This is a genomic window from Nocardioides immobilis, assembly GCF_003515065.1.
Classification (GTDB): Bacteria; Actinomycetota; Actinomycetes; order Propionibacteriales; family Nocardioidaceae; genus Nocardioides; species Nocardioides immobilis.
In genome coordinates, this window is the sequence record NZ_QXGH01000009.1 from 515,296 (window position 1) to 541,524 (window position 26,229).

The 26,229-nt window shown below is 71.5% G+C and carries 22 protein-coding genes; 10 read left to right on the forward strand and 12 right to left on the reverse strand.

The features are described 5' to 3' along the window. The first annotated feature begins 22 nt into the window (after window positions 1-22). Together D0Z08_RS03360 and D0Z08_RS03365 are read left to right on the forward strand one after the other, a co-directional pair. The gene (locus D0Z08_RS03360) at window positions 23-1,519 is read left to right on the forward strand and encodes an SDR family NAD(P)-dependent oxidoreductase (protein ID WP_220453994.1); all 1,497 of its coding nucleotides are present in this window, start codon (window positions 23-25) and stop codon (window positions 1,517-1,519) included. Between the two features lie 29 nt (window positions 1,520-1,548). Then, window positions 1,549-2,262, forward strand: a complete 714-nt coding sequence (locus tag D0Z08_RS03365; protein ID WP_118922573.1) for a flavodoxin family protein — start codon at window positions 1,549-1,551, stop codon at window positions 2,260-2,262. A 25-nt stretch (window positions 2,263-2,287) separates the two neighbouring features. Here the strand turns inward: D0Z08_RS03365 and D0Z08_RS03370 are convergent, their stop codons facing one another. Beyond that, window positions 2,288-2,713 carry an organic hydroperoxide resistance protein gene (locus D0Z08_RS03370; protein WP_245993606.1) on the reverse strand — a complete coding sequence of 142 codons (426 nt, stop codon included), beginning with the start codon at window positions 2,711-2,713 and terminating at the stop codon, window positions 2,288-2,290. A gap of 42 nt (window positions 2,714-2,755) precedes the next feature. Here D0Z08_RS03370 and D0Z08_RS03375 point away from each other — a divergent pair, with 42 nt between their 5' ends. The 3 genes from D0Z08_RS03375 to D0Z08_RS03385 are packed head-to-tail and all read left to right on the forward strand — an operon-like array spanning window position 2,756 to window position 5,262. Further along, window positions 2,756-3,199: a MarR family winged helix-turn-helix transcriptional regulator gene (locus tag D0Z08_RS03375; protein WP_118922790.1), complete on the forward strand. Its 444-nt coding sequence runs from the start codon at window positions 2,756-2,758 to the stop codon at window positions 3,197-3,199. Between the two features lie 45 nt (window positions 3,200-3,244). Continuing rightward, window positions 3,245-4,297 (forward strand): ABC transporter permease, encoded by a 1,053-nt coding sequence (locus D0Z08_RS03380; RefSeq protein ID WP_118922577.1) that lies wholly within the window; start codon window positions 3,245-3,247, stop codon window positions 4,295-4,297. Further along, window positions 4,297-5,262 (forward strand): ATP-binding cassette domain-containing protein, encoded by a 966-nt coding sequence (locus tag D0Z08_RS03385; protein WP_118922579.1) that lies wholly within the window; start codon window positions 4,297-4,299, stop codon window positions 5,260-5,262. The genes D0Z08_RS03380 and D0Z08_RS03385 overlap by 1 nt, the downstream gene beginning before the upstream one ends. A 3-nt stretch (window positions 5,263-5,265) precedes the next feature. Here the strand turns inward: D0Z08_RS03385 and guaA are convergent, their stop codons facing one another. From guaA to D0Z08_RS03410, 5 genes are all read right to left on the reverse strand, one after another. Continuing rightward, on the reverse strand, window positions 5,266-6,846 hold the full coding sequence (gene guaA, locus D0Z08_RS03390; RefSeq protein WP_118922581.1) for a glutamine-hydrolyzing GMP synthase: 1,581 nt from the start codon (window positions 6,844-6,846) through the stop codon (window positions 5,266-5,268). A gap of 92 nt (window positions 6,847-6,938) precedes the next feature. After that, the gene (locus D0Z08_RS03395; RefSeq protein WP_245993585.1) at window positions 6,939-7,976 is read right to left on the reverse strand and encodes a hypothetical protein; all 1,038 of its coding nucleotides are present in this window, start codon (window positions 7,974-7,976) and stop codon (window positions 6,939-6,941) included. Between the two features lie 366 nt (window positions 7,977-8,342). After that, window positions 8,343-10,058 carry a GMC oxidoreductase gene (locus tag D0Z08_RS03400; protein ID WP_118922583.1) on the reverse strand — a complete coding sequence of 572 codons (1,716 nt, stop codon included), beginning with the start codon at window positions 10,056-10,058 and terminating at the stop codon, window positions 8,343-8,345. Window positions 10,059-10,061: 3 nt separating this feature from the next. After that, the gene (locus D0Z08_RS03405; RefSeq protein ID WP_118922585.1) at window positions 10,062-11,696 is read right to left on the reverse strand and encodes a succinic semialdehyde dehydrogenase; all 1,635 of its coding nucleotides are present in this window, start codon (window positions 11,694-11,696) and stop codon (window positions 10,062-10,064) included. A gap of 139 nt (window positions 11,697-11,835) precedes the next feature. Beyond that, window positions 11,836-12,228, reverse strand: coding sequence for a cupin domain-containing protein (locus tag D0Z08_RS03410; RefSeq protein WP_118922587.1), 393 nt, complete (start codon window positions 12,226-12,228; stop codon window positions 11,836-11,838). Window positions 12,229-12,339: 111 nt separating this feature from the next. Between D0Z08_RS03410 and D0Z08_RS33345 the strand changes: the two genes are divergently transcribed. After that, window positions 12,340-15,459, forward strand: a complete 3,120-nt coding sequence (locus D0Z08_RS33345; RefSeq protein ID WP_182481115.1) for an ATP-binding protein — start codon at window positions 12,340-12,342, stop codon at window positions 15,457-15,459. Here D0Z08_RS33345 and D0Z08_RS03420 read toward each other — a convergent pair. Continuing rightward, window positions 15,446-16,210: a class I SAM-dependent methyltransferase gene (locus D0Z08_RS03420; protein WP_182481116.1), complete on the reverse strand. Its 765-nt coding sequence runs from the start codon at window positions 16,208-16,210 to the stop codon at window positions 15,446-15,448. The genes D0Z08_RS33345 and D0Z08_RS03420 overlap by 14 nt on opposite strands. Beyond that, window positions 16,207-17,196: a phosphotransferase gene (locus D0Z08_RS03425; protein WP_118922593.1), complete on the reverse strand. Its 990-nt coding sequence runs from the start codon at window positions 17,194-17,196 to the stop codon at window positions 16,207-16,209. The genes D0Z08_RS03420 and D0Z08_RS03425 overlap by 4 nt, the downstream gene beginning before the upstream one ends. 129 nt (window positions 17,197-17,325) lie before the next feature. Between D0Z08_RS03425 and D0Z08_RS03430 the strand changes: the two genes are divergently transcribed. Both D0Z08_RS03430 and D0Z08_RS03435 read left to right on the forward strand, forming a co-directional pair. Further along, a complete protein-coding gene (locus tag D0Z08_RS03430) occupies window positions 17,326-17,544 on the forward strand; it encodes a DUF6458 family protein (protein ID WP_118922595.1) in 219 nt (72 codons plus the stop codon). An 85-nt stretch (window positions 17,545-17,629) separates the two neighbouring features. Continuing rightward, window positions 17,630-19,270, forward strand: coding sequence for a PP2C family protein-serine/threonine phosphatase (locus D0Z08_RS03435; RefSeq protein WP_118922597.1), 1,641 nt, complete (start codon window positions 17,630-17,632; stop codon window positions 19,268-19,270). A gap of 73 nt (window positions 19,271-19,343) precedes the next feature. Here the strand turns inward: D0Z08_RS03435 and D0Z08_RS03440 are convergent, their stop codons facing one another. The 4 genes from D0Z08_RS03440 to D0Z08_RS03455 all read right to left on the reverse strand — a co-directional run bounded on the left by D0Z08_RS03440 (window position 19,344) and on the right by D0Z08_RS03455 (window position 24,475). Beyond that, a complete protein-coding gene (locus D0Z08_RS03440) occupies window positions 19,344-20,798 on the reverse strand; it encodes an aldehyde dehydrogenase (protein ID WP_118922599.1) in 1,455 nt (484 codons plus the stop codon). 50 nt (window positions 20,799-20,848) lie between these two features. Then, window positions 20,849-21,997, reverse strand: coding sequence for an Rv3169 family protein (locus tag D0Z08_RS03445; protein WP_118922601.1), 1,149 nt, complete (start codon window positions 21,995-21,997; stop codon window positions 20,849-20,851). Beyond that, complete coding sequence (locus D0Z08_RS03450) at window positions 21,994-23,139, reverse strand: phosphotransferase family protein (protein WP_118922603.1); 1,146 nt, start codon at window positions 23,137-23,139, stop codon at window positions 21,994-21,996. The genes D0Z08_RS03445 and D0Z08_RS03450 overlap by 4 nt, the downstream gene beginning before the upstream one ends. Before the next feature lie 73 nt (window positions 23,140-23,212). Then, on the reverse strand, window positions 23,213-24,475 hold the full coding sequence (locus tag D0Z08_RS03455; RefSeq protein WP_118922605.1) for a sulfotransferase family protein: 1,263 nt from the start codon (window positions 24,473-24,475) through the stop codon (window positions 23,213-23,215). A gap of 44 nt (window positions 24,476-24,519) precedes the next feature. Between D0Z08_RS03455 and D0Z08_RS03460 the strand changes: the two genes are divergently transcribed. Together D0Z08_RS03460 and D0Z08_RS03465 are read left to right on the forward strand one after the other, a co-directional pair. Beyond that, on the forward strand, window positions 24,520-25,116 hold the full coding sequence (locus tag D0Z08_RS03460; protein ID WP_118922607.1) for a TetR/AcrR family transcriptional regulator: 597 nt from the start codon (window positions 24,520-24,522) through the stop codon (window positions 25,114-25,116). Next, window positions 25,113-26,228, forward strand: a complete 1,116-nt coding sequence (locus D0Z08_RS03465; protein ID WP_220453995.1) for a DUF1214 domain-containing protein — start codon at window positions 25,113-25,115, stop codon at window positions 26,226-26,228. Before D0Z08_RS03460 ends, D0Z08_RS03465 begins: the two co-directional genes overlap by 4 nt. Window position 26,229: the final 1 nt, after the last annotated feature.

A 26,229-nucleotide genomic window follows, 5' to 3' on the forward strand; every position in this document is an offset into this window, starting at 1 on the left:
CCCCAGCGACTAAAGTCGCCAGGTGCCTGACCTGGACCGGATCGATCCGGACGAGCTCGCCACCACCCTCAAGGTGCTGGGCCAGCTCCATCATCTCGACCCCGCGCACCCCGACGTGCGCACGGTCAAGCACGCCACCGGGCACATGTGGAAGCTGATCAAGAAGGCCCGGCGGGCGGCGCTCCGGGAGGAGCGAGCCGCGCACGACCAGGCGGTGATCGAGCTGACGGCGACCGGCTCCGCCCTGCGCATCGACGACGAGACGGCCGGGATCCCGCTCGTCTCGAGCGCGGCGGGTGCGTTCGCCGGCGAGCTGATCACCGCGCGCGGCTGCTACATCTGCAAGACGGACTACACGCTCGTCGACGCGTTCTACCACGGGCTCTGCCCGGACTGCGCCGCGTTCTCCCACGCCAAGCGCGACCAGCGCACGGACCTCACCGGCAAGCGGGCGCTGCTGACCGGCGGCCGGGCCAAGATCGGGATGTACATCGCGCTCCGGCTGCTGCGCGACGGCGCCGAGACCACGATCACCACCCGGTTCCCGAAGGACGCCGTACGCCGGTTCGCCGCGATGGAGGACTCCGGCGACTGGTTGCACCGGCTCAAGATCGTCGGCATCGACCTGCGCGACCCCACCCAGGTGATCGCGCTGACCGAGGAGGTCGCGGCGGCCGGCCCGCTCGACATCCTGATCAACAACGCGTGCCAGACGGTACGACGATCGCCCGGCGCGTACGCCCAGCTGGTCGAGATGGAGTCGGCGCCCCTCCCGGGCGCCATCGAGCTGCCGGAGATGGTCACGTTCGACCGGATCTCGGAGGCCCATCCGGCGGCGATCGCCGGCGCGCTGGAGGCCCATGCGGTCGCCCACCACGAGGGCGAGTCCGTCGAGGCTGCGCTGGCCGCGCAGAGCGCCGCGTCGCTCACCTCGCTCGCGCTGACGGCCGGCCACGCCTCGCTGGACGCACACCTGGCGGGCACCGCCGTCGACGCCGGCGGGCTGCTCCCCGACACGCAGACCAACAACTCCTGGACCCAGGTCGTCGACGAGGTCGACCCGCTGGAGCTGCTCGAGGTGCAGTTCTGCAACTCGATCGCTCCGTTCCTGCTGGTCTCGCGGCTCCGGCCGGCGATGCGGGCGGCCGTCGACGCCGGCGCGCGCCGCGCCTACGTGGTCAACGTCAGCGCGATGGAGGGGCAGTTCGGCGGTCGTCGCTACAAGGGCGCCGGCCACCCGCACACCAACATGGCGAAGGCGGCACTCAACATGCTGACCCGGACCTCGGCCGCCGAGATGTTCGAGACCGACAAGATCCTGATGACAGCTGTCGACACCGGCTGGATCACCGACGAGCGTCCGCACCAGGAGAAGCTCCGGATCGCGGCCGAGGGCTGGCACGCACCGCTCGACCTGGTCGACGGCGCCGCCCGCGTCTACGACCCGATCGTGCTGGGCGAGGCCGGCGAGGACCTCTACGGCTGCTTCGTGAAGGACTACAAGCCCGCCCCCTGGTGACGCGCTCGCCTTCACGGGATGCTGGCCCGATGACCGAGTGGGACTTCACCGGCCTCCGGGCCATGTTCATCAACTGCACGCTCAAGCGGAGCCCGGAGCCCAGCCACACGCAGGGCCTGGTCGACCGCTCGGCGGCGATCATGCGCAAGCACGGGGTCGAGGTCGAGGTGCTGAGGGCGATCGACCATCCCATCGCCACGGGGGTCTACCCGGACATGCGCGAGCACGGCTGGGAGACCGACGCGTGGCCCGAGATCTATCCGCGGGTCCTCGACAGCGACATCCTCGTGGTCGCGGGGCCGATCTGGCTCGGCGACAACTCCTCGGTCACCAAGCAGGTCATCGAGCGGATCTACGCCCTCAGCTCGATGCTCAACGACAAGGGCCAGTACCTCTTCTACGGCCGCGTCGCCGGCTGCCTGATCACCGGCAACGAGGACGGCATCAAGCACTGTGCCCAGAACGTCCTCTACTCGCTGCAGCACGTCGGCTACACGATCCCGCCGAACGCCGACGCCGGCTGGATCGGCGAGGCCGGCCCCGGTCCGTCGTACCTCGATCCCGGCAGCGGCGGTCCCGAGAACGACTTCACCAACCGCAACACGACCTTCATGACGTGGAACCTGCTCCACCTCGCGAAGATGCTCAAGGACGCCGGCGGCGTCCCCGGCTACGGCAACCAGCGCTCGGAGTGGAACGCCGGCACCCGGTTCGACTGGGAGAACCCGGAGTACCGCGCCTGACCCGTGCCGCTCGCGCTGACCGAGGTCAGGCGACCGACAGCGTCACCTCGACGTTGCCGCGGGTGGCGTTGGAGTAGGGGCAGACCTGGTGGGCCTGCTCCACCAGCTTCTCGGCCTCGGCGCGCTCGAGAGCGGGGAGCGCGACCTCGAGCTGCACCGCGAGGCCGAACCCGCCCACGCCGTTCGCGCCGATCGAGACGTCGGCGACGACCTCGGAGTCGGTGACGTCGAGCTTCGCCTTGCCGGCGACGAGCTGGAGCGCGGAGTGGAAGCAGGCCGCGTAGCCGGCCGCGAAGAGCTGCTCGGGGTTGGTCGCGCCGCCGGCGCCGCCCAGCTCGCGCGGGACGCGGACGTCGGTATCGATGTGGCCGTCCGTGGACTGGACGTGACCGTTGCGCCCGTCGCCGGTGGCGACCGCGCCTGCCGTGTAGAGAATATCCATGTGCACCACTATATTGCGCACAATTGATTTGTGCAAGTTATGCTGGGTCACATGACCGGCTACCCGCAGCTCGCCCTCAGCGCGCAGCTCTGCCTCCCGTTGTACGCCGCCGCGCGCGCCGTCACGCGTCGCTACGGCGAGGTGCTGAGCGACCTCGGCCTGACGTATCCCCAGTACCTGACGATGCTCGCGCTCTGGGACGCGGACGCTCCGCTGACCGTGGGCGAGATCGGCGAGCGCCTGCGACTCGACTCGGGCACGCTGACGCCGGTCCTCAAGCGACTCGAGAGCGCGGGACACGTGGCCCGCCGCCGCGACAGCGCCGACGAGAGGCGGGTCCTCGTGGAGGTGACGCCCGAGGGTGCGCGGCTCCGGGAGCAGGTCGCCGACGTACCCGAGCGCGCCTGGGAGGGTACGGCGCTCACTGCCGCCGACGCCCGGCAGCTGCGCGGGCTCCTCGACCGGCTGTTGGACGGGCTGGACGCCAGCGCGTAGGACTAGCATGCGTCCGGGAGGGCCTGGAACCGCAGGAGGTGCGGCTTGCTGGCGATCACGTTCGCAGACCTCCGCATGCGGTTCCGGCAGTTCTTCATCGCCGTCGTCGGCGCGGGCGTGACCTTCGCCCTCGCGCTGCTGCTCTCCGGGATGGTGAGCGGCTTCCACAACGAGATCGACCGCACCGTGGCGTCCGCCGAAGCCGACGGCTGGGTCGTCCAGAGCGGGACGTCCGGCCCGTTCACCTCGACCAGCGGCATTCCGGGGTCCACGGTCAGCGAGCTCGCCTCGGTCGAGGGCATCGACGACGCCAGCGGGATGGTCCTCTCCCTGCAGTCGGTGTTCCGGGAGGGGCGTGACCCGTTCCGGATCATGATGATCGGCGCGGACGTGGGACGCCCGGGACAGGTCACCCCGGACGAGGGCGAGCCCGTGGGCGGCGACGACGAAGCGGTTGCGGACGAGCGGCTCGGCCTCGAGATCGGCGAGACCTTCACACTGGGTGGGAGCGAGTTCGAGATCGTCGGCCTGGTCTCGGGGTTGACGATGCTGGGCGGTACGCCGAACGCGTGGATCAGCCTGCCCGCAGCACAGGACGCCCTCTTCCAGGGTGAGGACATCGTCACCACGATCGTGGTGCAGGGAGAGCCCGAAGCCCTGCCCGACGGGCTCGTCGTCATGACGAACGACGAGGTCGAGGAGGACAGCCTCGGCCCGATGAAGGACGCAGTCTCCTCCGTCGACGCCTCCCGCTACCTGATGTGGGCGGTCGCGACGATCATCGTCGCGGCGCTCATCTACGTCTCCGCGCTCCAGCGGACGCGCGACTTCGCCGTACTCAAGGCGGTCGGCGCGTCGTCGACGTCGCTGTTCCTCGGCGTCGCACTCCAGGCGGTGCTCGTGTGCCTCGCGGCTGCAGCCTTCGCCTTCGCGGTCTCCGGCTTCCTCCGCCCGCTCTACAAGGTTCCCGTCGAGGTGCCCGGTACGGCGTACCTCCTGACCCCGTTGATCGCCATCGGGGTCGGACTCCTCTCCTCGCTGGTCGCGCTGCGACAAGCCGTCAAGGCGGACCCGGCGCTCGCGTTCGGGGGCAGCTGATGCCGGACCTCGTGGTCAGCGACCTCACCGTCGAGTTCGACTCGGGCGGCTATCCGATCCGCCCACTGGACCACCTGTCCATCACGGCGGCAGACGGAGAGCTGGTCGTCCTGCTCGGGCCGAGCGGCTGCGGCAAGACGACCCTCCTGGCCTGCCTGGCCGGGCTGCTCACGCCGGCGGAGGGGAGGATCAGGCTCGGCGACACCGAGCCGCTCACGATGGGGCAGAAGGACCTGGCGGACTACCGCCGCCGGCACGTCGGTGTGGTCTTCCAGGCGTTCAACCTCATCCCCAGCCTCACCGCGCTCGGCAACGTGGTCGCGCCGATGACCCTCGCCGGGGTACGTCGTCCCGAGGCGCGCCGGCGGGCCGAGACGCTGCTCACCAATGTGGGGCTCGAGGAACGGATGCACCACCGGCCGAGCAAGATGTCCGGCGGTCAGCAACAGCGGGTCGCCATCGCCCGGGCCCTGGTCCACGACCCGCGACTGGTGCTCGCCGACGAGCCGACCGCCCACCTCGACCACATCCAGGTCGAGGGCATCCTCCGTCTGGTCCGCGAGCTCGCGCAGCCCGGGCGGATCGTGGTCGTCGCCACCCACGACGACCGGATCACCTACATCGCCGACCGGGTCGTCGAGCTGGCCGCGAGCGGCCCGGTCGCCGAGCGCGAGCCGGAGGACGTCGTACTCGCCGACGGCGAGGTGCTCTTCCGCCAGGGCGACCCTGGCGAGCTGGTGTACGTCGTGAAGATCGGCTCCGTGGAGATCTACCACGAGCTCTCCGACGGCCGCGAGCAACGGGTCGAGGTCCTGGGTCCCGGCCGTTACGTCGGCGAGCTCGCACCGCTGCTCCGCCTGCCGCGGAGCGCCTCGGTCCGGGCCGTCGGGAACGCGGTGGTCACCGGCTACACGCTGCGCCGGTTCCGGCAGAACCACCCCTCGCACTGGCTGGCGAAGTCGTAGGGGCTACTCCCACTCGATGGTGCCGGGCGGCTTGGACGTGATGTCCACCGTGACCCGGTTGATCTCCCGGACCTCGTTGGTGATCCGGGTCGAGATCCGCTCGAGGACGTCGTACGGAATGCGTGCCCAGTCGGCGGTCATCGCGTCCTCGGACGTGACCGGCCGCAGGACGACCGGGTGGCCATAGGTGCGGCCGTCACCCTGGACGCCGACGGAGCGAACGTCGGCGAGGAGTACGACGGGGAACTGCCAGATGTCGCGGTCCAGGCCCGCCGCAGTCAGCTCGGCGCGGGCGATCGCGTCGGCCTCGCGCAGGATGTCGAGCCGCTCGCGGGTGACCTCGCCGATGATCCGGATGCCGAGGCCGGGGCCGGGGAACGGGTGCCGCCAGACGATCTCGGGCGGCAGGCCGAGCTGCTCGCCGACCAGCCGGACCTCGTCCTTGAAGAGGGTGCGCAGCGGCTCGACCAACTCGAACTCGAGGTCCTCCGGAAGCCCGCCGACGTTGTGGTGCGACTTGATGTTGGACGTGCCCGCTCCCCCGCCGGACTCGACGACGTCGGGGTAGAGCGTGCCCTGCACGAGGAACGAGACCGTGGCGCCCTCGGGGGCGCTCTTGATGATCTCGACCTCGGCCGCCTCGAACGTGCGGATGAACTCGCGGCCGATGATCTTGCGCTTGGTCTCGGGGTCGGTGACGCCGGCGAGCGCCTCGAGGAACTGCTTCTCCGCGTCGACGACGACCAGCTTGGTGCCGGTCGCCGCCACGAAGTCGCGCTCGATCTGCTCTGTCTCGCCCTTCCGCATCAGGCCGTGGTCGACGTAGACACACGTGAGCCGGTCGCCGACCGCCTTCTGCACGATGGCGGCCGCGACGGCGGAGTCGACCCCGCCGGACAGCGCGCAGATCGCGCGTCCGTCAGGTCCGATCTGCTCGCGGATCCGCTCGATCTGCTCGTCCGCGATGTTGCCGATCGTCCAGGTCTGGCCGCAGCCGGCGATGTCCCACAGGAAGTGCTCGAGCACCTTCTGGCCGTGCTCGGTGTGCAGCACCTCCGGGTGCCACTGGACGCCGGCGAAGCCACGGTCGACGTTCTCGAACGCCGCGACCGGCGTGACCGCGGTGGACGCGAGCACCTCGAAGCCCTCCGGCGCCGCGGTCACCGAGTCGCCGTGGGACATCCACACGTTGTGCTCGGTCGGGATGCCGCCGAGCAGGGTCCCCGCGTGTCCGACGTGCACGCGGGTGCGGCCGTACTCGCGGGCGCCGGTCGCGTCGACCTGGCCACCGAGTCCCTGCGCCATCAGCTGGAAGCCGTAGCACATGCCGAAGACCGCCGTACCGGTCTCGAAGATGGCCGGGTCCAGGCTCGGCGCGTCCTCCGCGTAGACCGACGACGGGCCCCCGGAGAGGATGATCGCCTTCGGCCCCTTGGCCACCATCTCGGCCACCGGCATCGTGTGCGGCACGATCTCGGAGTAGACCCGCGCCTCCCGCACCCGCCGGGCGATCAGCTGGGCGTACTGCGCCCCGAAGTCGACCACCAGGACCAGATCGTGCTCAGAATTGCCAGGCGCCGTCATGGCCGGATCCTATCGAGCGTCGGGGGTCGGTCCGGCATCCGCGTCGTACCTGAACTTTCGGCCCTGGAATCGCGGAAATTGGGGCCGGAAGTTCAGGTACGACGACGCAGCCAGATCGCGCGCTCCGACTGACTCAACGCCCGACGACGGGCCACCGTCGAGGTGTCGACCCACCAGTCGGGCTGGTCCAGGGTCCACGAGCCGCTCAGTGGACGGCGACCCGCCCGGTCATAGGCGGCGCGGAGTCGGCGCTCGACGTTGTCGACGTCGTAGCGGTCGGCCGACATCATGGTCACCACCTCGATGCCGTGGTGCCGGTAGGCGGCCTCCTTGTCGAGGTCGCGGCGGAACGGATCCTCGTCGAGATGCACCCGGCCGTTGTACTCGCCCGCAACGCCCGTCATGGGGTCGAACAGGTCGGGTGTGAAGAGGTGGTTGCCGCTGCGGTCAAAGACCGGTGCGTTGCACAGGAGGACGGGGCAGGTGACCGCGGCGTCCCACATCAGTCGCATGGTCACCTCCTGGGGAGACCACGTGTTCTCCCGTGCCAGCGGCAGCGCACGTCGCGTCAGCTTGATGCCCTGACGTGCCACCAGGCGGTCGACGTACGTCGAGAGGTCCTCAAGGTCGATGAAGTCGTCGTAAGCCGCCATGTCGATGACCTGCACCGCCCGGACCAGGGTTCGCGCCCGCCTGGTCTCGAAGGTGACGGACCGGTTGGGCACGGTGATACGAAGACCATCGACCGTGGTGATGTCGCTCTCGAACAGCCAGTCCTCCGACGGCAACAATCCGGAACGCTGGGCCGTGAGGCGCTGATCATCCAGCGCGACCGGAACCGGGAGTCTCGTCGCGCCGTCGGCGCCGAGTCCGGTGAACCACCGGCCACGCTCCCACCCCAGGGCCGCCCATCCCGTCACCGCCGCCGTGTCGGGAAGACCCGCCATCGCCTCGACGATCCGCTGGTCGAGCCGATCCGGGTCGGCCTCGGTCGGGACGTACCACCCTCGGCCGACCCGGCGCCACTTCTTCTTGTTCCGGACTGCCTTGGGTGTCGGCCCGTCGATGCCCTTCGGGTCCACGCGGACCGGTAGAACGACTCCGGCACGGGTGATGTCCTCGATTCCCATGTGCAGCCGAGTGCCACGCGCCGCGAGACCCGAATCGGGGTTCGCCGGATATCCACAGCCGTGGCCAGCCGGGCAGTTCGTCGTACCTGAACTTTCGGCCCCTGATTCGCACGAAGAGGGGCCGAAAGTTCAGGTACGACGCAATCCCCGAGCCCGGATTACCCGAAAAATGCACCAGGGCCCGACCGGGGAGGGAGGGTGGTCGGGCCCTGATCGTCCATGCAGCTGCTGGACAGTGCCTGGACCGAGCCCAGGCTTCGGGAGGGAGCGTGAATGCCCGGGCTCGATTCGATCAACGATGGCATTCGGGGCGGGTTACGCCCGCGGGCAGTTCCTCTGAACTTATTTTCTCCGCCGATTCCTGGCTCAGGAGACCCCGACGATGGGCAGCCGGAGGGCACCGGGGGCGCTGTCGGGAACCGCGGGCTGCTTTGGGGCCACCGGCTGGATCCGCTGGTACGACGCACTCATGGCCGGTCGGGTGTCGACTTCACCCTTGTTGGGCCAGAACGCCATCGCCCGCTCGGCCTGGGCGGTGATCGTCAGCGAGGGGTTCACGCCGAGGTTCGCCGAGATGGCCGAGCCGTCCGCGATGTGCAGTCCCGGGTAGTTGTAGACCCTCTGGTAGGGGTCGATCACGCCCGTCTCCGGGCTGTCGCCGATCGTGCAGCCGCCGATGAAGTGGGCCGTCAGCGGCATGCCCAGCGGCTCGCCGACGCTGCCGAAGACCGACTTCGTCTTCATCAGTCGCGCCATCCGCCGTACGGCGTCGTAGGCGACCGGGATGTAGGTCGGGTTGGGCGCGCCGTGGCCCTGGGTCGAGGACATGTACCCGATCGGCCCGCGCTGGCGCCACACGGTCGTGATCGAGTTGTCCAGCGTCTGCATCACGAGCGCGACGACGGTACGGCGCGACCAGCTCGACAGGCCGTACAGGTCCCTGAGGCTCCGGCGCCCCTTCCACACCTCCTTGACCCAGGTGAGTGCCCGCGGCTCGTGCTCAAGCTCGTCGACCAGGACGGTCGCCATCAACGGCATCACGCTGGCGCCCTTGCCGTAGCGCACCGGCTCGATGTGGGTGTGCTCGTCGGGGTGGAACGACGAGGTGATCGCCACGCCCTCGGTCCAGTCGACCGAGTCGTCGACGGCAGTCGCCCAGAGGATCGCCTCTGAGTTCGTGCGCGTCAGCACCCCGAGCCGGTCGGAGATCTCCGGCAGCGAGCCCTCCGCCTTGAGCCGGTGGAGGAGGCGCTGGGTGCCGAGCGACGCCGCGGCGAAGATGACCTGCTCGGCGCGGAACGTCTTCACCGCCGTACGGCGGGAGGCCTTGGCCTTCGTCCAGCGTGCCCTGACCTCGTAGCCGCCCTCGGGAAGCGGGCGTACGTCGGTGACGGTCGTCAGCGGGTGGACGGTCGCGCCGTTCTGCTCAGCGAGGTAGAGGTAGTTCTTGACCAGGGTGTTCTTCGCGTTGTGCCGGCACCCGGTCATGCACTCGCCGCAGTTGAGGCAGGTGTTGCGGGCGGGGCCGGCGCCACCGAAGTAAGGGTCGTCGACCTCGGTTCCGGCCGGCTGGCCGGGACCACCGAAGAACACGCCGACCGGAGTCGGGTGGAAGGTGTCACCGACACCCATCTCCTCGGCGACCTTCTTCATCACCTCGTCGGCGGGCGTCATGTCGGCGTACTCGGTGACGCCGAGCATCCGCTTCGCCTGGTCGTAGTACGGCGCGAGCTCCGCCTTCCAGTCCGTGATGTGCGCCCACGCCTTGTCGCGGTAGAACGGTTCGAGCGGCTCGTAGAGCGTGTTGGCGTAGACGAGGGAGCCACCGCCGACCCCCGCGCCGGCGAGGATGAAGCAGTCGTTGACGACGTCGATCCGCTGGATGCCGTAGAGGCCCAGCTCCGGTCGGAAGATGAACTTGCGCGCCTGCGCGCCGTTCTCCGGCAGGTCCTCGTCGGTGAACCGTGCGCCGGCCTCGAGGACGGCGACCTTGTAGCCCTTCTCCGTCAGCCGGAGGGCCGAGACCGACCCGCCGAAGCCCGAGCCGATGATGAGGACGTCGTAGTCGAAGCCGTCAGTCATGGGTCAGGCCCTTCCCAGCTTGTTGAGCACCTTCAGCCCGACGACTTGGAGCTTGGCGTACTGCTCGGCGTTGAGGCCGAACTGCGGAGCCATCCGGAGCACCCGCTGGGTGCCGACCGACTGGGTCTCCGTGTAGCGCAGGATGCCGTCCGCGCCCTGTCGACGCCCCATGCCCGACTCGCGCATGCCGCCCATGGGCGCGGCGAGGCTGCCGAAGGTCGCGGCGAAGCCCTCGTTGATGTTGACCGTGCCGCACTTGATCTGGCGTGCGATCGCCCGCGCACGGTCGCCGTCCTGGCTGTAGATCGCGGCGTTGAGGCCGTACTCGCCGTCGTTGGCCCGCGCGATCGCGTCGGACTCGTCGTTGAAGCGGTAGAGCGACACCACCGGGCCGAAGGTCTCGTTGCCGAAGCAGGTCATCTCGGGGGTGACCCCCTCGAGGATCGTCGGCTCGTAGAAGTACGGCGCCAGGTCGGGCCGTGCCCTGCCGCCGGTGAGCACCCGCGCGCCCTTGTCGACCGCGTCGCCGACCTGGGTCGTGACGGTCTCGAGCTGGTCGGCGGAGATGAGCGGCCCCATGTCGACCTCCCAGTCGAGGGTGGCGCCGAGGGTCATCGCCTGGGCCCGGGCGACGAAGCGCTCGACGAACCGGTCGTAGACCTGGTCGGCGACGAAGATCCGCTCGGCCGAGACGCACAGCTGGCCGGCGTTGGAGAAGCTCGCCCGGATCGCACCCTCAGCGGCCTTCTCCACGTCGGCGTCGCGCAGCACGAGCAGCGGGTTCTTGCCGCCGAGCTCGAGCGAGCAGCCGATCAGCTGCTCGGCGCACTGCTTCGCGATCAGCTTGCCGGTCGCGGTCGAGCCGGTGAAGCAGATGTAGTCGGAGCGCTCGATCATCGGCCCGCCGAGCTGGCGGCCCGGACCGGCGACGACCTGCCACAGGTCGCGCGGGAACCCGGCCTCGTCCATCAGCTTCACGCCCATCAGCGCGGTGAGCATGGTCTGCGCGTCCGGCTTGGCGACGACGGCGTTGCCGGCCATCAGCGCGGGCAGGCCGTCGGACAGTGCCATCGTCAGCGGGTAGTTCCAGGGCGAGATGATGCCGACGACGCCCTTGGGGACGTGGTTGATGTCGATCCGCGTGAAGACCGGCAGCACTCCCCCGCGCCGCTCGGTCGCCATGAACTTCTCCGACATCCGCGCGTAGTAGCGCGCGGTGAGGGCGGTGTGGGCGACCTCGTCGTACGCGTGCTTGCGGGCCTTGCCGTTCTCCAGCGTGATGATGTCGAGCAGCTCGGGCATCCGCTCGATGAGCAGGTCGTGGAGGCGCAGCATCGCGGCCGCGCGCTGCTCCATCGGCGTCTTCGCCCACGCCGCCTGCGCGACCCGCGCCCGGCGGTAGGCCTCGGCGACGTCGTCGGTGCTGGACTGCGGGATGTTCGCCAGCGGGGCGCCGTCGAGCGGCGAGATCAGCGACACCGTCGTACCGCTCGTCGCGTGGACGCGCTCCGTCAGGGTCGCGACGTACTCCGGCTCGAGGACGTACGACGCCCGCGGGTCGTGCTCGGGGTCGTGCGGACCCTCGACGAGGGGCCCGCCGCCGACGCCTTCGGGATGGCCGGGATTCGAAGCGCTCATGAGTCGAGGGTAGTGAGTGCCGTCACTTGCGGCTACTGATCGGTAGCAGATGTGCTGCTTTACACATCCAGTTTCTGTGTCAACGGCCGAAAACACGCTCGCCGGGCCTGTCGAGACGCCTCGACAGGCCCGCAGTGCGTCAGCGCTTGGCGTAGTTGGAGGCGCCGTACCAGTCCACGATGACGACCGGCTCGTCGCCGATCACCCAGGCGTCGTGGCCCTCGGGAACCGACGACACGTCGCCGGCCCGGAAGACCAGCTCGGTGCCGTCCGCCATCAGGGCGCCGAGGGTGCCGCTCACGTGGTACTGGAAGTGCGGAGCCTCGCACAGGTCGGTGCCGGCGATCGGCTTCACGTGCTCGGACCAGCGCCAGCCGGGCTGCAGGACCAGGCGGCCGATCTCGGCGCCGCCGATGTTCACGAGGTCGACGATGCCGCGCTCGAAGGAACGCGTCTCGTCGGGCTTGTCGAAGCTCTTCTGCTCGGTCTTCTGCTCGGTCTTCTGGTGCGACTGGTCGATCTGCTGGGTCATCGCGGTCTCCTCGGGGGGTGCCGGCGCCTCTCGCCGGGCTGTGACCGGAAGGCTCGCCCGGCCACCTTGCAGCCAGGTTGCAGCCGGCCAGGACGGCGTACGCTCAGCGCCGTGAGCGCACTGTCCGTGCGGGTGCTCGGAGAACTCACCGTCGACGGAACCGACCTGACACGACTGGACAGGAAGGCACGCAGCCTGCTCCAGCTGTTGGCACTTGCCCGCGGCCGGGCGGTCCCTGCCGACACCCTCGTCGACGCGCTCTGGGGCGAGGAGCCGCCGGCCCGCCCGAGCGACCAGCTCGCCGTGCTCGCGAGCCGGCTGCGTCGCGAGCTCGGCCGGGACCGGATCGAGCGCACCGACGCCGGCTATCGACTCAGGGCCGACTGGCTGGACGTCGCCGAGCTCGAGGCGGTCGTCGGCGAGGCGGAGCGGCGGAGCGCTGCGGGCGAGGTCGCCGGCGCGGTCGCAGCGGCCAGGGTCGGGTTGTCCCTGGCCCGGGGCCGGGTGCCCGAGCCCCGGACGGCGTCGCCGTGGGCGCTGGCGGAGCACGCGGACGCCGTAAGACTGGTCCAGCGGGCGCGCCAGGACGCGACGGCTGCGTTCCTCGAGGCCGGGCACTGGCGGGACGCCCTCGACCTCGCGGCGGCCGACGCGCTCGCCGACCCGCTGGACGAGGAGGCGGTGCGGGCGGTCATGCAGGCACAGGCGGCCGGCGGCCGCCCGGGCCTGGCCCTGGCGTCGTACGCCGCGCTCCGCGCGACCCTGGCCGAGCAGCTCGGGACCGACCCGTCCCCCGAGACCGAGGCGTTGAACACCGCGATCCTCCGCGGCGAGGTGCCGGTCCGTGCCGCCGCGAGACAGCCGACCGCCCTCGTCGGGCGGACCAGCCAGGCCGGGCACCTCGACGCCCTCGCCCGCCGGGCCCTCGACGACGGCAGCGCGCGGGTCGCGAAGGTCGCCGGCGAAGCCGGGATCGGCAAGACGACCCTCCTCGACGTGTGGTCCCGCGCGCGGCGCGACGCCGGCGACCTGGTGCTGTCCGGCACCTGCGGCGCGCTGGACCACGCGGCGCCGCTCGATGTCGTGCTGACGGCGATCGTTGACCACCTGCGGGCGTCGGCCGACGCGGACGCGCTCCTCGGCCCGGAGACGGGCGTCCTCGCTCCCCTCCTCGGGCTGACCGCCGCAGGCGCCGGCGAGCCGCGCGGGGTGGATCCCGCGCTCGGCCCGGCCACCTTGTTCGCCGCAGTGACGGCGGTGCTCGGGCGGATCGCGGGCGCGAACGGAGCGATCCTGGTCATCGACGACGCCCACCTCGCCGGCCAGGCGTTCGCCGACTGGCTCGGCTACGTCCTGCGCCGGCCGCTCCCGGTCCTGGTGGTGGTCGGCGTGCGGCCGGCCGAGGGACCTGCGCTGCCCGCCACCGACGAGATCGGGCTCGGACCGCTCGACCGGGACCAGGTGGCGGAGCTGGTCGGGAACGACCGCGCCGACGACCTCTACCTCCGCTCGGGCGGCCACCCGCTCTTCCTCTCCGAGCTGGCGGCGGTGCCGGCTGGCGCGCTGCCGCCCTCGCTCGTCGCCGCCGTGTCGGCGCGGTGCGACCAGCTCGGCAGCGCAGGGGACCTGGTCCGGGCGGCCGCGATCATCGGCGACCTCGACGTCGAGCTGCTCGCGGCCGTCCTCGGCCGGCGCTCCCTGCACGTGCTGGGCGACGTCGAGCTCGCGGAGCAGCACGGCCTCCTCGTCGAGGACGCAGGACGACACCGGTTCCGGCACGAGCTGGTGCGGGAGGCGCTGGTCACCGGGACCACGCCGGGTCGTCGGGCGCTGTTGCACCGGGAGGCCGGCCGGGTCCTCGCCGGTCGCCCGGACGCGGACCCCGCGGTGGTCGCCGACCACGCGCGCCTCGGGGACGATCACACCCTGGCCGCGACCTGGCTGCGCATCGCCGCTGCCCGCGCGGCCGAGCGGTTCGACCATGCGACGGCGGAGGACCTCCTCGACCAGTCGTTGGCGCTGGTCCCGGACCACGAGACGGTGATCGCCCGGGCCCAGGTGCGGATCCGCCGTGGTCGCTACCGCGCCGCCGAGGAGGACGTGACGGCCGCGACCGGGGCCGGCGTCCGGCGCTGGGAGGTCGGCGCGTGGGCGGCGTACTTCGACCGGCGCTTCGACGACGCGCTCCGGTACGCCGAGGACGGCGCCCTGGCCGCCGACGACGACGAGACGCGGACCCGGTGCCGGGTCGCGTCGGGCCGGATCCTGCACGCGCGCGGCGACCTCGAGAGCGCCCACGACCGGCTGTCCCGAGCGATGGAGTCGGGCAGCGGTGACGAACGGCTGGAGGCGGCGGCCTGGCTCGGCGTCGTGCACGCCCACCGCAGCCGCGCCGGCGAGGCGGTCGAGCTGCTCCGGCCGCTCACCCGGGCCGCCGCCAGTGCCGACCACACCGCGGCGACCCTGCACGCGATGCTCTTCACCGGGCACGCCCTCGCGGTCGCCGGCCGGGCCGAGCAGGCGCTGTCGTGGTTCGACGCCTACACCGCCGAGGTGACCCGGCGCGACGTACCGCGGTTCGCCGGCCGCGGGATCAACTTCCGCGGGTGGGCGCTGCGCAACCTGGGAGCGACGCAGGAGGGTCTCGAGCACCACCACCAGAGCTTCGAGGTCGCGGAGACGGTCGGGTTCCCGGAGATGTACGTCGCCGCGCTCGAGGATCTCGCGGAGGACCGGATCCGCGCGGCAGACCCGGAGGGCGCGGCTCCGCTCCTCGCCCGCGCCCGCGCCGGGCTCGCGGGCGACCTGGTCTTCGGGTGGCGGCTGGCGATGAAGCTCGACCTGCTCGAGGCGCAGGTGCAGCTGCTGTCCGGCTCGCCCGAGGACGCCCTGCGCACGGCCGACGCACTGCAGGCGGCCGCGGCGCGGATCGGCGTCCCGCGCTACGAGACGTGCGCCCGGCTGGTCCGGCACCGCGCCCTGGCCGCGCTGGGCGAGCCGGTCGACCCCGACCAGGCATGGCGCGACCTCGGCGACCTCGAGCGCGCGGTCCGGGTCGAGGCCTGGTGGTGGGCCGGCCAGACCGGCGCCGACCTGGGCGAGGCGCGGTGGCTCGAGCGGTCCGAGCAGCTGGCCGACGAGCTCGCCCGGAGCGCAGGCTCCTACGGCGACGGCCTCCGCGCCGAGGCAGACCGCCACCTCTCCCGGTGGCGGAGGCTCAGCGAGCCCTGAGCACGACCATCCGCACGACGAGCGGCGGCATCCCGGTCACGGCCTCCTCGGCGTCGCGCCGGGCCCGCTGGCGCTGCTCAGGATCGAGGCCGGCGACGTACGGCGCCAGGTGGGCCATGCCGAGCCGCCAGCCGACGAGGTCGGCGGGCGCGCCGAGACCGGTGTCGACCTCGACCACCTCGGCGTCGGCGGAGCCGAAGCCGGCGGCTCGGGCGTAGGCCTCGAACCCGGCCGGGTCGAGCTCGTAGGCACCGCTGGCCTTGAAGTCGGCGTACCAGCCCGGCGGCACGAACCCGTAGCCGGCCATGACCCCGTCGACGGCCTCCTTGGCCGGGTGGTCCCAGCCGGGCGCGAAGACGGTGGCGACCAGCGCGCCGGCGACCCGGTGCAGCTCGGTCATCGCGTCGGTGGGGTCGGCGAAGTGGTTGAGCGAGAACGCGGCCGCCGCCAGGTCGAACGAGCCGTCCCGGAACGGCAGCCGGGTCAGGTCGCCGACCGTCGCCAGCGCCGGCGCTCCGGGCAGCATGCCCGGCGCCAGGTCGACCGCGACCACCGACCGGGCACCCCGCCGGCGCAGGGCATCGCCGGCCACGCCGGTGCCGGCCCCGGCGTCGAGCACCCGGGCGTCGCGGACCTCGACCGGGGCGTGCCCGGCCATCGCCTCGGCCAGCCGCCGGTACATCCGCTCCGGTCCGGCGCGCCAGCCCTGGGCCGCGGCGTCGTACGACGCGCCGACGCCGTCGCCGCTCACGCCGGCGTCCCCAGGAGCGGCGCCGCGCGCAGCACCTGCTCCTCCCACCAGGCCAGCTCGTCGTCGTACCCGCCGAGCGCCTTCTCCCATCCGAACTGGACCATCGCGCCGACCAGGCAGAGACCGAGCTGAAGGTGCCACCACGGCTCGGTCGCGACCCCGTGCCGCTCGAGCGCGGCCCGGTAGGACGCGATCGTCTGCTCCTTCGTCGTGGGCAGCCGACGGCAGTTGATCGCGAGGTACCACGCGAGGTCACTGGCCGCGGCGCCCACGCCCGGCAGCTCCCAGTCGAGCAGCACGGTGCGGTCGCGGTCGTCGGAGCCGAGGTTGTCGAGCTTCCAGTTGCCGTGCACGAACGTGGCCGGCGTGGTGTCGAGGGCATCGACGAGCGGGCCCGGCTCGCGCACCAGTGGTACGACGACGCCGGCCAGCGCCGGAGCCACCTCGGCCAGCAGCGGCCACCCCTGCGCGACCAGCCGCGGCACCAGGTGGTCCGAGCCGAGCGCGGCCTCGGCTGCGGCCATCCGCGGAGACAGCTCGAGGTAGCGGTCCGTCGGGGAGACGACGTCGATCCGGCGCTCCCAGAACGCGGCGTGCAGGGCCGCCATGTGGTCGAGGAACCGCTCGTGCTGGTCGGGCGGGACGAGATCGTCCGTCGCCGGCACCAGCCAGCGGCCGACGTCGTGCATCAGCAGCGCCGCGACCGCCGGCCGCTGCGCCTCGTGGGCGACCGCGACGATCGGCTGGTTGATGCAGTCGGGCAGCTCGGCGAGGACGCCGCGCCGCCAGAGCTCGACCGACGCACTGCCGGGGATGTTCGCCACCCGGAGCGTCCAGTCGGCGTCGTGGTCGAGGTACTTCACGACGTACTGCTGTCCGTCGAGCGTCACCCGCTCCAGCAGCGCCCCCGACTTGCCGGGGCCGTCGAGCCGCCGCCGGTCGGTCGCGCCGGCGAGCAGCTCGTCGACCGACGTCGCGACGTACATCCGGTGCTCCTCACGTGGGCCTCGACGGACAGCCCGAGGGTCCGTGGTCAGCCTTGCAGAGGCCTTGCAGCCACGCGAGCGAACGGCTGATGGGGGTATGCCCGGTGCCCGATTGGGCACCAATTCGACATGTACATCGGCCTCGGCATCGTCCTGCTCGTCCTCGGTCTGATCCTCGCTTTCGACGTGGTCACCGTGGACCTGAACTTCGTCAACGACGACGCGCTGGGAGCGATCCTGATCCTCGGCGGCATCCTCGCGATCGTCCTCTCCCTCATCTTCGCCGGACCGTGGCGACGGCGCGAGACCGTCGTGCACCGGTCGTACGACGACGGGCCGGCGGCGTAGCTCGCGTCTTTCAAAACTCCCCTCGGCCGCCCCCTCGATCGGCTACCGTGCACCCACTCTCGTCGGTCGGCTGGAAGGGCGTCAGGTGGCTCAGTTCTTCCAGGACGCCGGGAGCAGGGGCGGCCTGAGCCGACCAGCACGGGCGGTGGTCATCACCTGCCTCATCGGCCTGGTCCTCACCGCGGTCTCCTCCTGGGCGGCCTACCGCGCCGACAAGGCCACCGAGGAGCGCCTGCTGGAGACCCAGTCGCGGCAGGCCGCGGCCGTGCTCTCCACCGCGATCTTCATCATCCAGCAGCCGCTGACGACTGCGTTGCAGGTCCAGGCGGCAGCCGGCGCTGACGGCGATCCGTCGGTGTTCCGCCGTACGTTCGCGGTCAACGTCGGCAAGGAAGGGGACTTCGTCACGGCCTCCCTCTGGCAGCGCGACGGCCGCGGGTTCGACCGCCTCGCAGCGGTCGGAGCGGCGCCCGGCATCGACCCACGCGACCAGGAGATGCGCGACTTCCTGCGCCGGGCGGTCGACAGCAAGACGTCGGTCGTCGAGCGGGTCGTCGTGGGCAAGCGGAGCCGGATCGCCTACGCCCTCGCTGACATGAGCACCGGCTTCATCGTCTACGTCGAGCGCCCGATCCCGGCCGGCCGTCGCGCCACCGTCGACGACGACTCGGCGTTCTCACAGATCCACTACGCCATCTACCTGGGCGAGCGGACCCGCCTGGAGGACATGACGACCACCGACATGGACCCCGCGGACCTGCCTCTCGACGACCCCAGCCACGAGGAGGAGGTCCCGTTCGGTGACACGGTGCTCACCCTGGTGACCCAGCCCACCGAGCACCTCGGCAGCTCGCTCAGCCAGCGGCTCCCGGTGATCCTGCTGCTCAGCGGCCTGGTGCTGACCATCGCCACCGCGCTCGTCATGCGCCAGCGGGTCGGCGCCCGGATCCGGGTGGAGTCCGACGCGGCGACGATCAACGACCTCTACCAGCGGATCAACGGCCTGTACGAGGAGCAGCGGGAGGTCTTCGTGCGCCTGCAACGAGCGCTGCTGCCCCACGTCACCCCGGAGATACCCCAGCTCGAGATCGCATCGAGGTACGTCGCCGGGGCCGAAGGCGTCGAGATCGGCGGTGACTGGTACAGCATCATCGACATCGGCGAGGACCAGTTCGGCTTCGTCGTGGGCGACGTCTCCGGGAAGGGAGTCGACGCGGTCGCCGAGATGGCACGGGCGCGATTCACCCTGCGGGCCTACCTCGTCGACGGGAGCACTCCGGCCGAGGCCCTCGAGAAGTGCTCGCGCCAGTTCGACGTCACCCGGGACGCCCACATCATCACCGCCGTCGTCGGTCTCGGCACTTGGCGCACCGGCGAGGTCGTCGTCGCCAACGCCGGTCACCCGCTGCCGCTGCTGGTGTCGGACGACGGGGTCGCCCACATGCGGATGCCGGTCGGGCCTCCGCTCGGCGTCGGGCCGTCGTCGTACGAGACCGAGACGTTCACGATGCCGCCCGGGTCCACGCTCCTCGCCTACACCGACGGCTTGGTCGAGCGTCGCGGTGAGGACATCGACACCGGGTTGGACCGGCTGGCCGAGGCCGCACAGCTGCACGCGGACGCGTCGGTCTCCGACCTCCTGACCTCGCTGCTGGACGCACTGCGCGGCGAGGGTGCGGCGGACGACATCGCCCTGCTCGCGCTGCGACGGCAGACGGCGGACTGAGGACCGGCCGGGTCCGCACCCGTCAGGAGGTGCGCCGCAGCCAGCCGTCGGGCGAGGCCGCTGCCGGCAGGGGCTACATCGGCGGCGAGGAGAGGTAGACCGACTTCAGCTCGGTGTACTGCGCCAGTCCCTCCGGCCCGAACTCCCGACCCACGCCCGAGGCCTTGTAGCCGCCGAACGGCGCCGCGAAGTCCATCGTGTAGGTGTTGACGCCGATCGTGCCGGTGCGGACCTGGCGGGCCACGTCGGCGCCGGCCTCGGCATCGGCCGTCCACACGGTGCCGGCCAGGCCGTACTCGGAGTCGTTGGCGATCCGGACGGCGTCGGCGACGTCGTCGTACGGGATCACCGACAGCACCGGCCCGAAGATCTCCTCCTGGGCGATCCGCATCCGGTTGTCGACGGCGGCGAAGACGGTCGGCCGGACGTACCACCCGCGGTCGAGGCCCTCGGGCATGCCCTGGCCACCGGTGAGCAGCTGAGCACCCTCCTCCTGGCCCAGCGCGATGTACTTCTCGACCCGCTCCTGCTGGCGGCGCGCCACCATCGGCCCGATCTCCGTGGCCGGGTCCATCGGGTCGCCGACCTTCATGCCCGCGATCGCGTCGGCCAGTGAGGCGGCGAACGCGTCGTGGCGGTCGCGGCTGACGAGCACCCGGGTCTGGGCGACACAGGCCTGCCCGGAGTTCATGACGCCCAGGAACTTGAGTCCCTCGAGGGTCGTCGTGAGGTCCGCGTCGTCGAGAACGATCGCGGCGGACTTGCCGCCCAGCTCCAGCGAGCACCGCTTGAGCTGCTCGCCGCAGATCGCGCCGATCCGGCGACCGGCCGCGGTCGATCCGGTGAACGCGACCTTGTCGACGCCGGGGTGGGACACCAGGTGCTCCCCCACCTCACGCCCGCCGGCGACGATGCTGACGACGCCCTCGGGGACGCCCGCCTCCTGCAGCATCTCGGCCAGCAGGTAGCAGTCCAGCGGGCTCTCCGGCGCCGGCTTCACGACGACCGTGCAGCCCGCCAGGAGCGCAGGGATCAGCTTCGACAGCACCGTGAACTGCGGGACGTTCCACGGCGGGATCGCGGCGATCACGCCGATCGGCTCGTGCCGCACCATCACGTCCGCGCCGAGCACACCGGGCCGGGTCGACTCCCACGGGAACTCCCGGGCGATGCCGAGGAACGCCTCGATCTGCATCCACGGCGCCGGCGCCTGGGCGAGGTTGCTGAACGAGATCGGCGAGCCCATCTCGGTGGTGATCACCTCGGCCATCTCGCCGAGCCGCGCGGCGTACAGACCGGACAGAGCCTGTACGACGTCGATGCGCTCGTGGGGAGCCAGGCGCGGCCACGGACCCTCGTCGAAGGCCCGCCGGGCGGCCGCGACCGCGGCGTCGATGTCGGCCGCGCTGCCCTCGGGCACCCGCGCGACCACCTCCTCCGAGTGCGGTGAGACGACCTCCAGCACGGCGTCGGTGGCCGGCTTTGTCCAGGTGCCGCCGATGAACAGCGCGTCGCGGTCGAGAGTCATTCCTTGCCTTTCGTTGGTCGAGGAGGTCGCTCTGGCGACCGTCTCGAGACCTAGGGTGCGAGGTCGAACCAGTCGGTGAAGCCGCTGGGGTCGTGCCGGCCGAGCGCGCCGTGCTCGAAGAGCCCCCAGCCCTCCGCGCCGTCTGCTCCCGGACCGTGGGCGACGGCGTGCCCGACGTGGTCGATCACGCCGAACATCACCCGCCCCGCGACGGCCGGGTCGTTCAGGTCGTAGGTGAGCCGCTCGGTGAAACCGGCGCCCTTCCAGACACCGTGGGTCCAGTCGGAGTCGCCGCCGTAGCCGCCGCCGAAGTGGATCGGCACCGGGAGCTTCGAGGTCACCTCGAGCACCAGGTCCTTGCCCTCCGGCGTCTGGCAGGTGATGGTCGCGCCGGTGGGCACCCGGGTGCCCGGGGTGTAGCGGATCTCGACCCGCGGCCAGCCGAGCTGCTCGACCCGGCCGTCCTTCCAGACCCGCGTGCAGTCGTTGAGGGTGCGGAAGCCGTCGGGCGTCTCCTGGATGATGATCACCACGCAGAAGTCGTCGAACCGCATCGGCACGTAGAGCCACCACATGCCCTCGAACGCCGGGTCCGCGGGCTTCCCCGCCGGCGCCGCCTCGCCGACCGGACGGATGCCCCACGACCGGTCCCGCGAGCCGACCCAGCGATCGGGCGTCACCGCGATCTCCGAGCCGTCGACCGCGATCGTGCCCTCCCAGGTGCCGACCTGCGCGAACCGCTGGGCGTCGAGGATGGTGCCCGAGCCCTGGCGCATGACGTGCGGCAGCTCCTGGACGACGTCGAACGACCCTTCCCAGGTGAGGTCGAGGGCGATGCCCTCGGTCTCCTCCAGCACCAGCCGCAGCTTGCGCAGCGGCTCGATCACCTCGACCCGGTAGTTGCCGACGCGCTGCTCCATCCGGTCCCCGCCCCGCGGGTCGGCCGCATCACCGAGGTGGACCGCGGTCTGCTCGTCACCGCGCCTCAGCAGGACGAACGCGTCCTTGGTGCCGAGGTTCGGGTAGAAGCCGAGCCCGGTGATGAGGAAGAGGTCGCCGGTGCGGTCGTGCGCGTTGAGGTAGCAGCGGTCGTAGAAGTTGCGGTCGCTGCTGCCGGCCCAGGCGACCGGACGGGGCAGCTGGTGGATCGGGTACTCGTCGAGCGGGCCGAGGCCGACGTACTCGCCATGGAGGCTCATGCGCCCACCTCGTCGAGCAGCCGCTCGAAGAGCGGGCGGTGGTGCATGACCGCCTCGGGGTCGTCCGGGCGCTCGATCTCACCGAAGTGGATCTGCCGGGCGCTGGTGCGCAGGAACACGATGCCCCAGTTCACGGCGGCGAGGACCTGGAACCAGGCGAGGTCGCCGACCTCGACCCCGGTCAGCTCCTGGTACGTCGAGACGACCCCCTCCTCGGTCAGGAAGTCCGGCATCCCGGGCAGTCCCAGCATGGTGGCGATCTCCTGGAACACGGCGTGGGCGAACACCATCCAGGCGAGATCCATCTCGCGCGGCCCGAGGGTCGCCATCTCCCAGTCGAGGATGGCGACGGGCGCGAAGTCGCGGTACATGACGTTGCCGATCCGGGAGTCGCCCCACACCAGCACGGGTTCGCCTTCGGGGGGCAGGTTGGCCTCGAGCCAGACCAGACCACGCTCGATGAGCGGCGAGCGCGGGCTGCCCTCGGCGGCCTCGAGCGCGTAGTCGTACCAGGCGCGGGTCTTGGCGACGTTGCGGGCGAGCGGCGTCGCCCCGGCGTGCCCGGTCACCGCGGGGTCGAGGAACGCGAACCGCTCGGCTGCGCCGGGGATCCCGTGCAACCGGGCGAGCACCTCGACGCTGTTGCGCTGCAGCGCGGCCTGCTCCTCGGGCGCGGCGTCGAAGAGCCAGTTGTCGCCGAAGGTGTAGGGCAGCACGTCCGGAGGTACGGCGCCCTCGAGCCGGCCCATCAGGAAGAACGGCGTGCCGAGCACCGCGCCGGTCGGCTCGATCAGGCCCACCGGTGGGACCGGGATCCCGGCGAGCTCACCGGCCAGCCGCATGGCGTCGTACTGGTCCTGGAGGCGGTAGCTCGGGAAGACCGGCAGGTCCTCCGCGGCCGGCGCGACCCGGGCGACGTACTCCTTCGTCGTGCGGGCGCCGTTCTCGGTCGCGGTGATCGCGAGCAGCACGGTCTCGCTGGACATGCCGTTGCTCTGGATGCCCTCGTGCAGGGTCACCTCGGGCTCGGAGCCGGGCGGCATCACTCCTGCGAGCCACTCCTCCAGCCGCGCGCGGACCGTCACCGGGTCGCGGCTGGAGCGCTGGATGGTCATGTCGGCGGGCAGCGGTGCCTGCGTCATACGGGGTTCCTCCGGGGGTGTGCCGCGGACGGGGCCGCGTCGTGGATCAAACTAGAACACGTTCTAGGAGTTCTCAACCAGCGCTCGCAAGAAAGCGCTCGGAGTACGGCGCGAACCGCGCACGCAGCTCGTCGGGATCGAGGCCGACCGCCTCGGGCCGGTAGTCCACCCGGCCGAGGTGCCCGCGCGCGTGTCCGGCGAGGTAGTCCGCGACTCCGGCACGTGCCGACGGCGTGAAGTCCTCGCCCGCCAGCGCCAGCACCCGCTCGAGCGCGCCCTCCTGGTCGGCCATGAACTGGTCGAACGGCAGGTCGATCGAAGCCTCCGGTCCGAGGACGGCGCGGTCGCGGAGCAGCGCGTCGAGCATCACCGCGAGCCGATCGGCCCAGCGCCGGCCGGTCGCCGGCACGTCGAGCGGAGCGGACCGGAACATCCGCTCGGTGTAGGCCACCATCGTCGCCAGCGAGGTGACGACGTGCACCGGGTCGCGGTGGGTGATCACGACCGTCGCCCCGGGGAACACCTGCGCGACGACCGGCAGCTGCTCGAGGTGCTGCGGCGACTTCAGCAGCCACCGGCGGCCACCCCGGAGGTGCTGGAGCGCCTGCAGCTGCAGGCGCAGATATGCGTAGTGCGGCGCCTGGTCGTGGGCGCGATAGTGATCGACCCAGCGCGGGACGTCGGTCAGCGTCTCGAAGAACATCGTCGAGAAGTCGGCGGCCAGCAGCGCGATCTCCTCGTGCACGTGCTCGGGTCCGTCCATCTCGTGCATGAGGATCAGGTGCGGCATCGCCGTGTGCATGGCGTCCATCGCCTGCGCGGTGCGCCCGATCCGCGGGTCCGGCTCGGTGCCTCGCTCACCGGGCAGCGGGAACGGCTCCAGGCTCTCCCAGTAGGGCAGCGTCCGGAACAGGCCGGTGGCGGCGAGCAGCTGCTGGAGGTGGGTGGTGCCGGTGCGGGGCAGGCCGGCGATGACCATCGGGGGCACCAGCTCGGTCTCGAGGACCTCGGGCTCGCGCCGGATCAGGTCGGCGAGGAGGAGGCGGTTCTTGAGGAGCTGGAGGAACTGGGCGTAGAGGTTGACCTGACCGGCAGGCGACAGCCCCGGCACCGAGCGGTAGCAGTCGAGCAGCAGCTCGAGCCGCTCCACGTAGTCACGCGGCCCGAAGTCGTCGAGCCCGAGCTCGGCCGCGGCCTGCGCGTGCAGCGTGGCGCTGTCGAGCGGACACAGCTCGGCGATCGACTCCATCATGACGAGGAGCTCCTGCCCCGCCGTACCGAACTGCGGCTCGGCCAGGTCATCGAGGGTGACCGGCGCGATCTCCTGTCCTTGCATGGACGATTACGATACGCTCGGTTCCGTATTAGCGGAAGGGGTTGATGACGACGGCAGCCAACAGCGAGTCCCAGCGCGGCGCCGGCCGCCCCCGCGACCCGCGGATCGAGCAGGCAGCGCTCGCCGCGACCCGCGACCTGCTCGTCGAGGTCGGCTATGCGCGGCTCACCGTGGCGGCGGTCGCCGGCCGCGCCGGTACGACGAAGGCGGCGCTCTACCGCCGCTGGCCCTCGCTGCCCCACCTCGTCTACGAGGCGGCGTTCCCCGACGAGCTCCTCGCCGGCTGGCAGCTCGGGTCGGACCTGCGCACCGACCTGGCCGGCATCGTCATCGGCACCCGGGACGCGTTCACGACGCCGGTGGCGGCCGCCGCCCTCCCGGGCCTGCTCGCCGAGTTCTCCACCCACCCGGCCCTGCACAACGCACTGCTCTCCCGCTTCGCCGGCGTGTTCGCGACCGTCGACGACCGGCTCCGGGCCGCCATCGGCGCCGGCGAGGTGCGCGAGGACGCGCGGTCCGAGGACCTGATGCGGCTGATGATCGGCGCGGTCCTCCTCGGCGTGCTTCTCGGCCCCGAGCAGCTCGACGACGCCTGGGCCGAGCGGATCACCGCCGTCCTCCTGGAGGGAGTCCGACCATGAAGATGACAGGGACCAGCGAGGCGACCACTGCGTTCCGCGAGCTGCTCGACACCTTGCGCGACCTCGACCGCACCTTCCTGGAGGGTGACCGCGCAGTGACCGACGACCGGCACGTCGCCGACGGCTACCGGCAGATCCTCACGACGCTCGGCGTCGCCCTCGACACCTACCTGTTCGCCGAGCCCAGCCGACCCCGGTTCGTCGACACCAACACGCCCTTCCGCCGCGACCGGCGGTGGGGCGGCGACAACACCGACTGCTACTACGCACTGTGCCCGGTCGATCCGACGCGCCGGTACCGGATCAGCGGCAACCGCGGGGACAGCGTCTACTTCTCGGTGACCGCCTACAACGAGCCGGAGCCCGGCGCGTGGTCGGACCGGGTGGTCGCGATCGTGCGCGACACGGACCTGGAGTACGACGCGGACGGCTCCTTCTCCTTCGACCTCGGACCGCTCCCCGACGCCGCCGTGCTCCTCACCCGCGACTACCAGGCCGACCCGCTGACGGATCGCCGGGTGACCTGGGAGATCGAGGCGTACGACGAGCCTGAGCCGATCCGGCACGGCGCGGACGAGACGGCATCCGCCCTGCGGGCCAGCGCCGCCTGGCTCCGGACCATGTTCGCGATCGTCCCGCTCACCGTCGGTGTCCGCAGCGACGACGTCCACACGATCGGCCACGAGATCACCCAGCGGGCCAACGACTTCGGCGATCCCTACCAGGTGGGCGACGCGAACTTCGGCTGGTCCGCGCGCGACGCGGCGTACTCGTTCGGCAGCTTCGTCCTCGAGGACGACGAGGCGCTCGTCGTCACGCACCGCCCGCCGGCGTGCCGGTTCTGGAACTTCGTCGTCTGGAACCAGTTCATGGCGACCCACAACGCCGACGACGACCGATGCTCGGTCAACGGCACCCAGGCGGTGGCCAACAGCGACGGCAGCGTCACGATCGTGGTCGCGCGGGGACGGCTCGAGCATCCCAACGCGGTGTCGACGGTGGACTACCCCCGCGGCAACCTCGCGTTCCGCTGGTTCCTCGCCGACGAGGTCCCGGCCAGGCCCGAGGTTCGCCTGGTGCGGGCCGCCGACGCGCCGACGACCACCTCGTGAC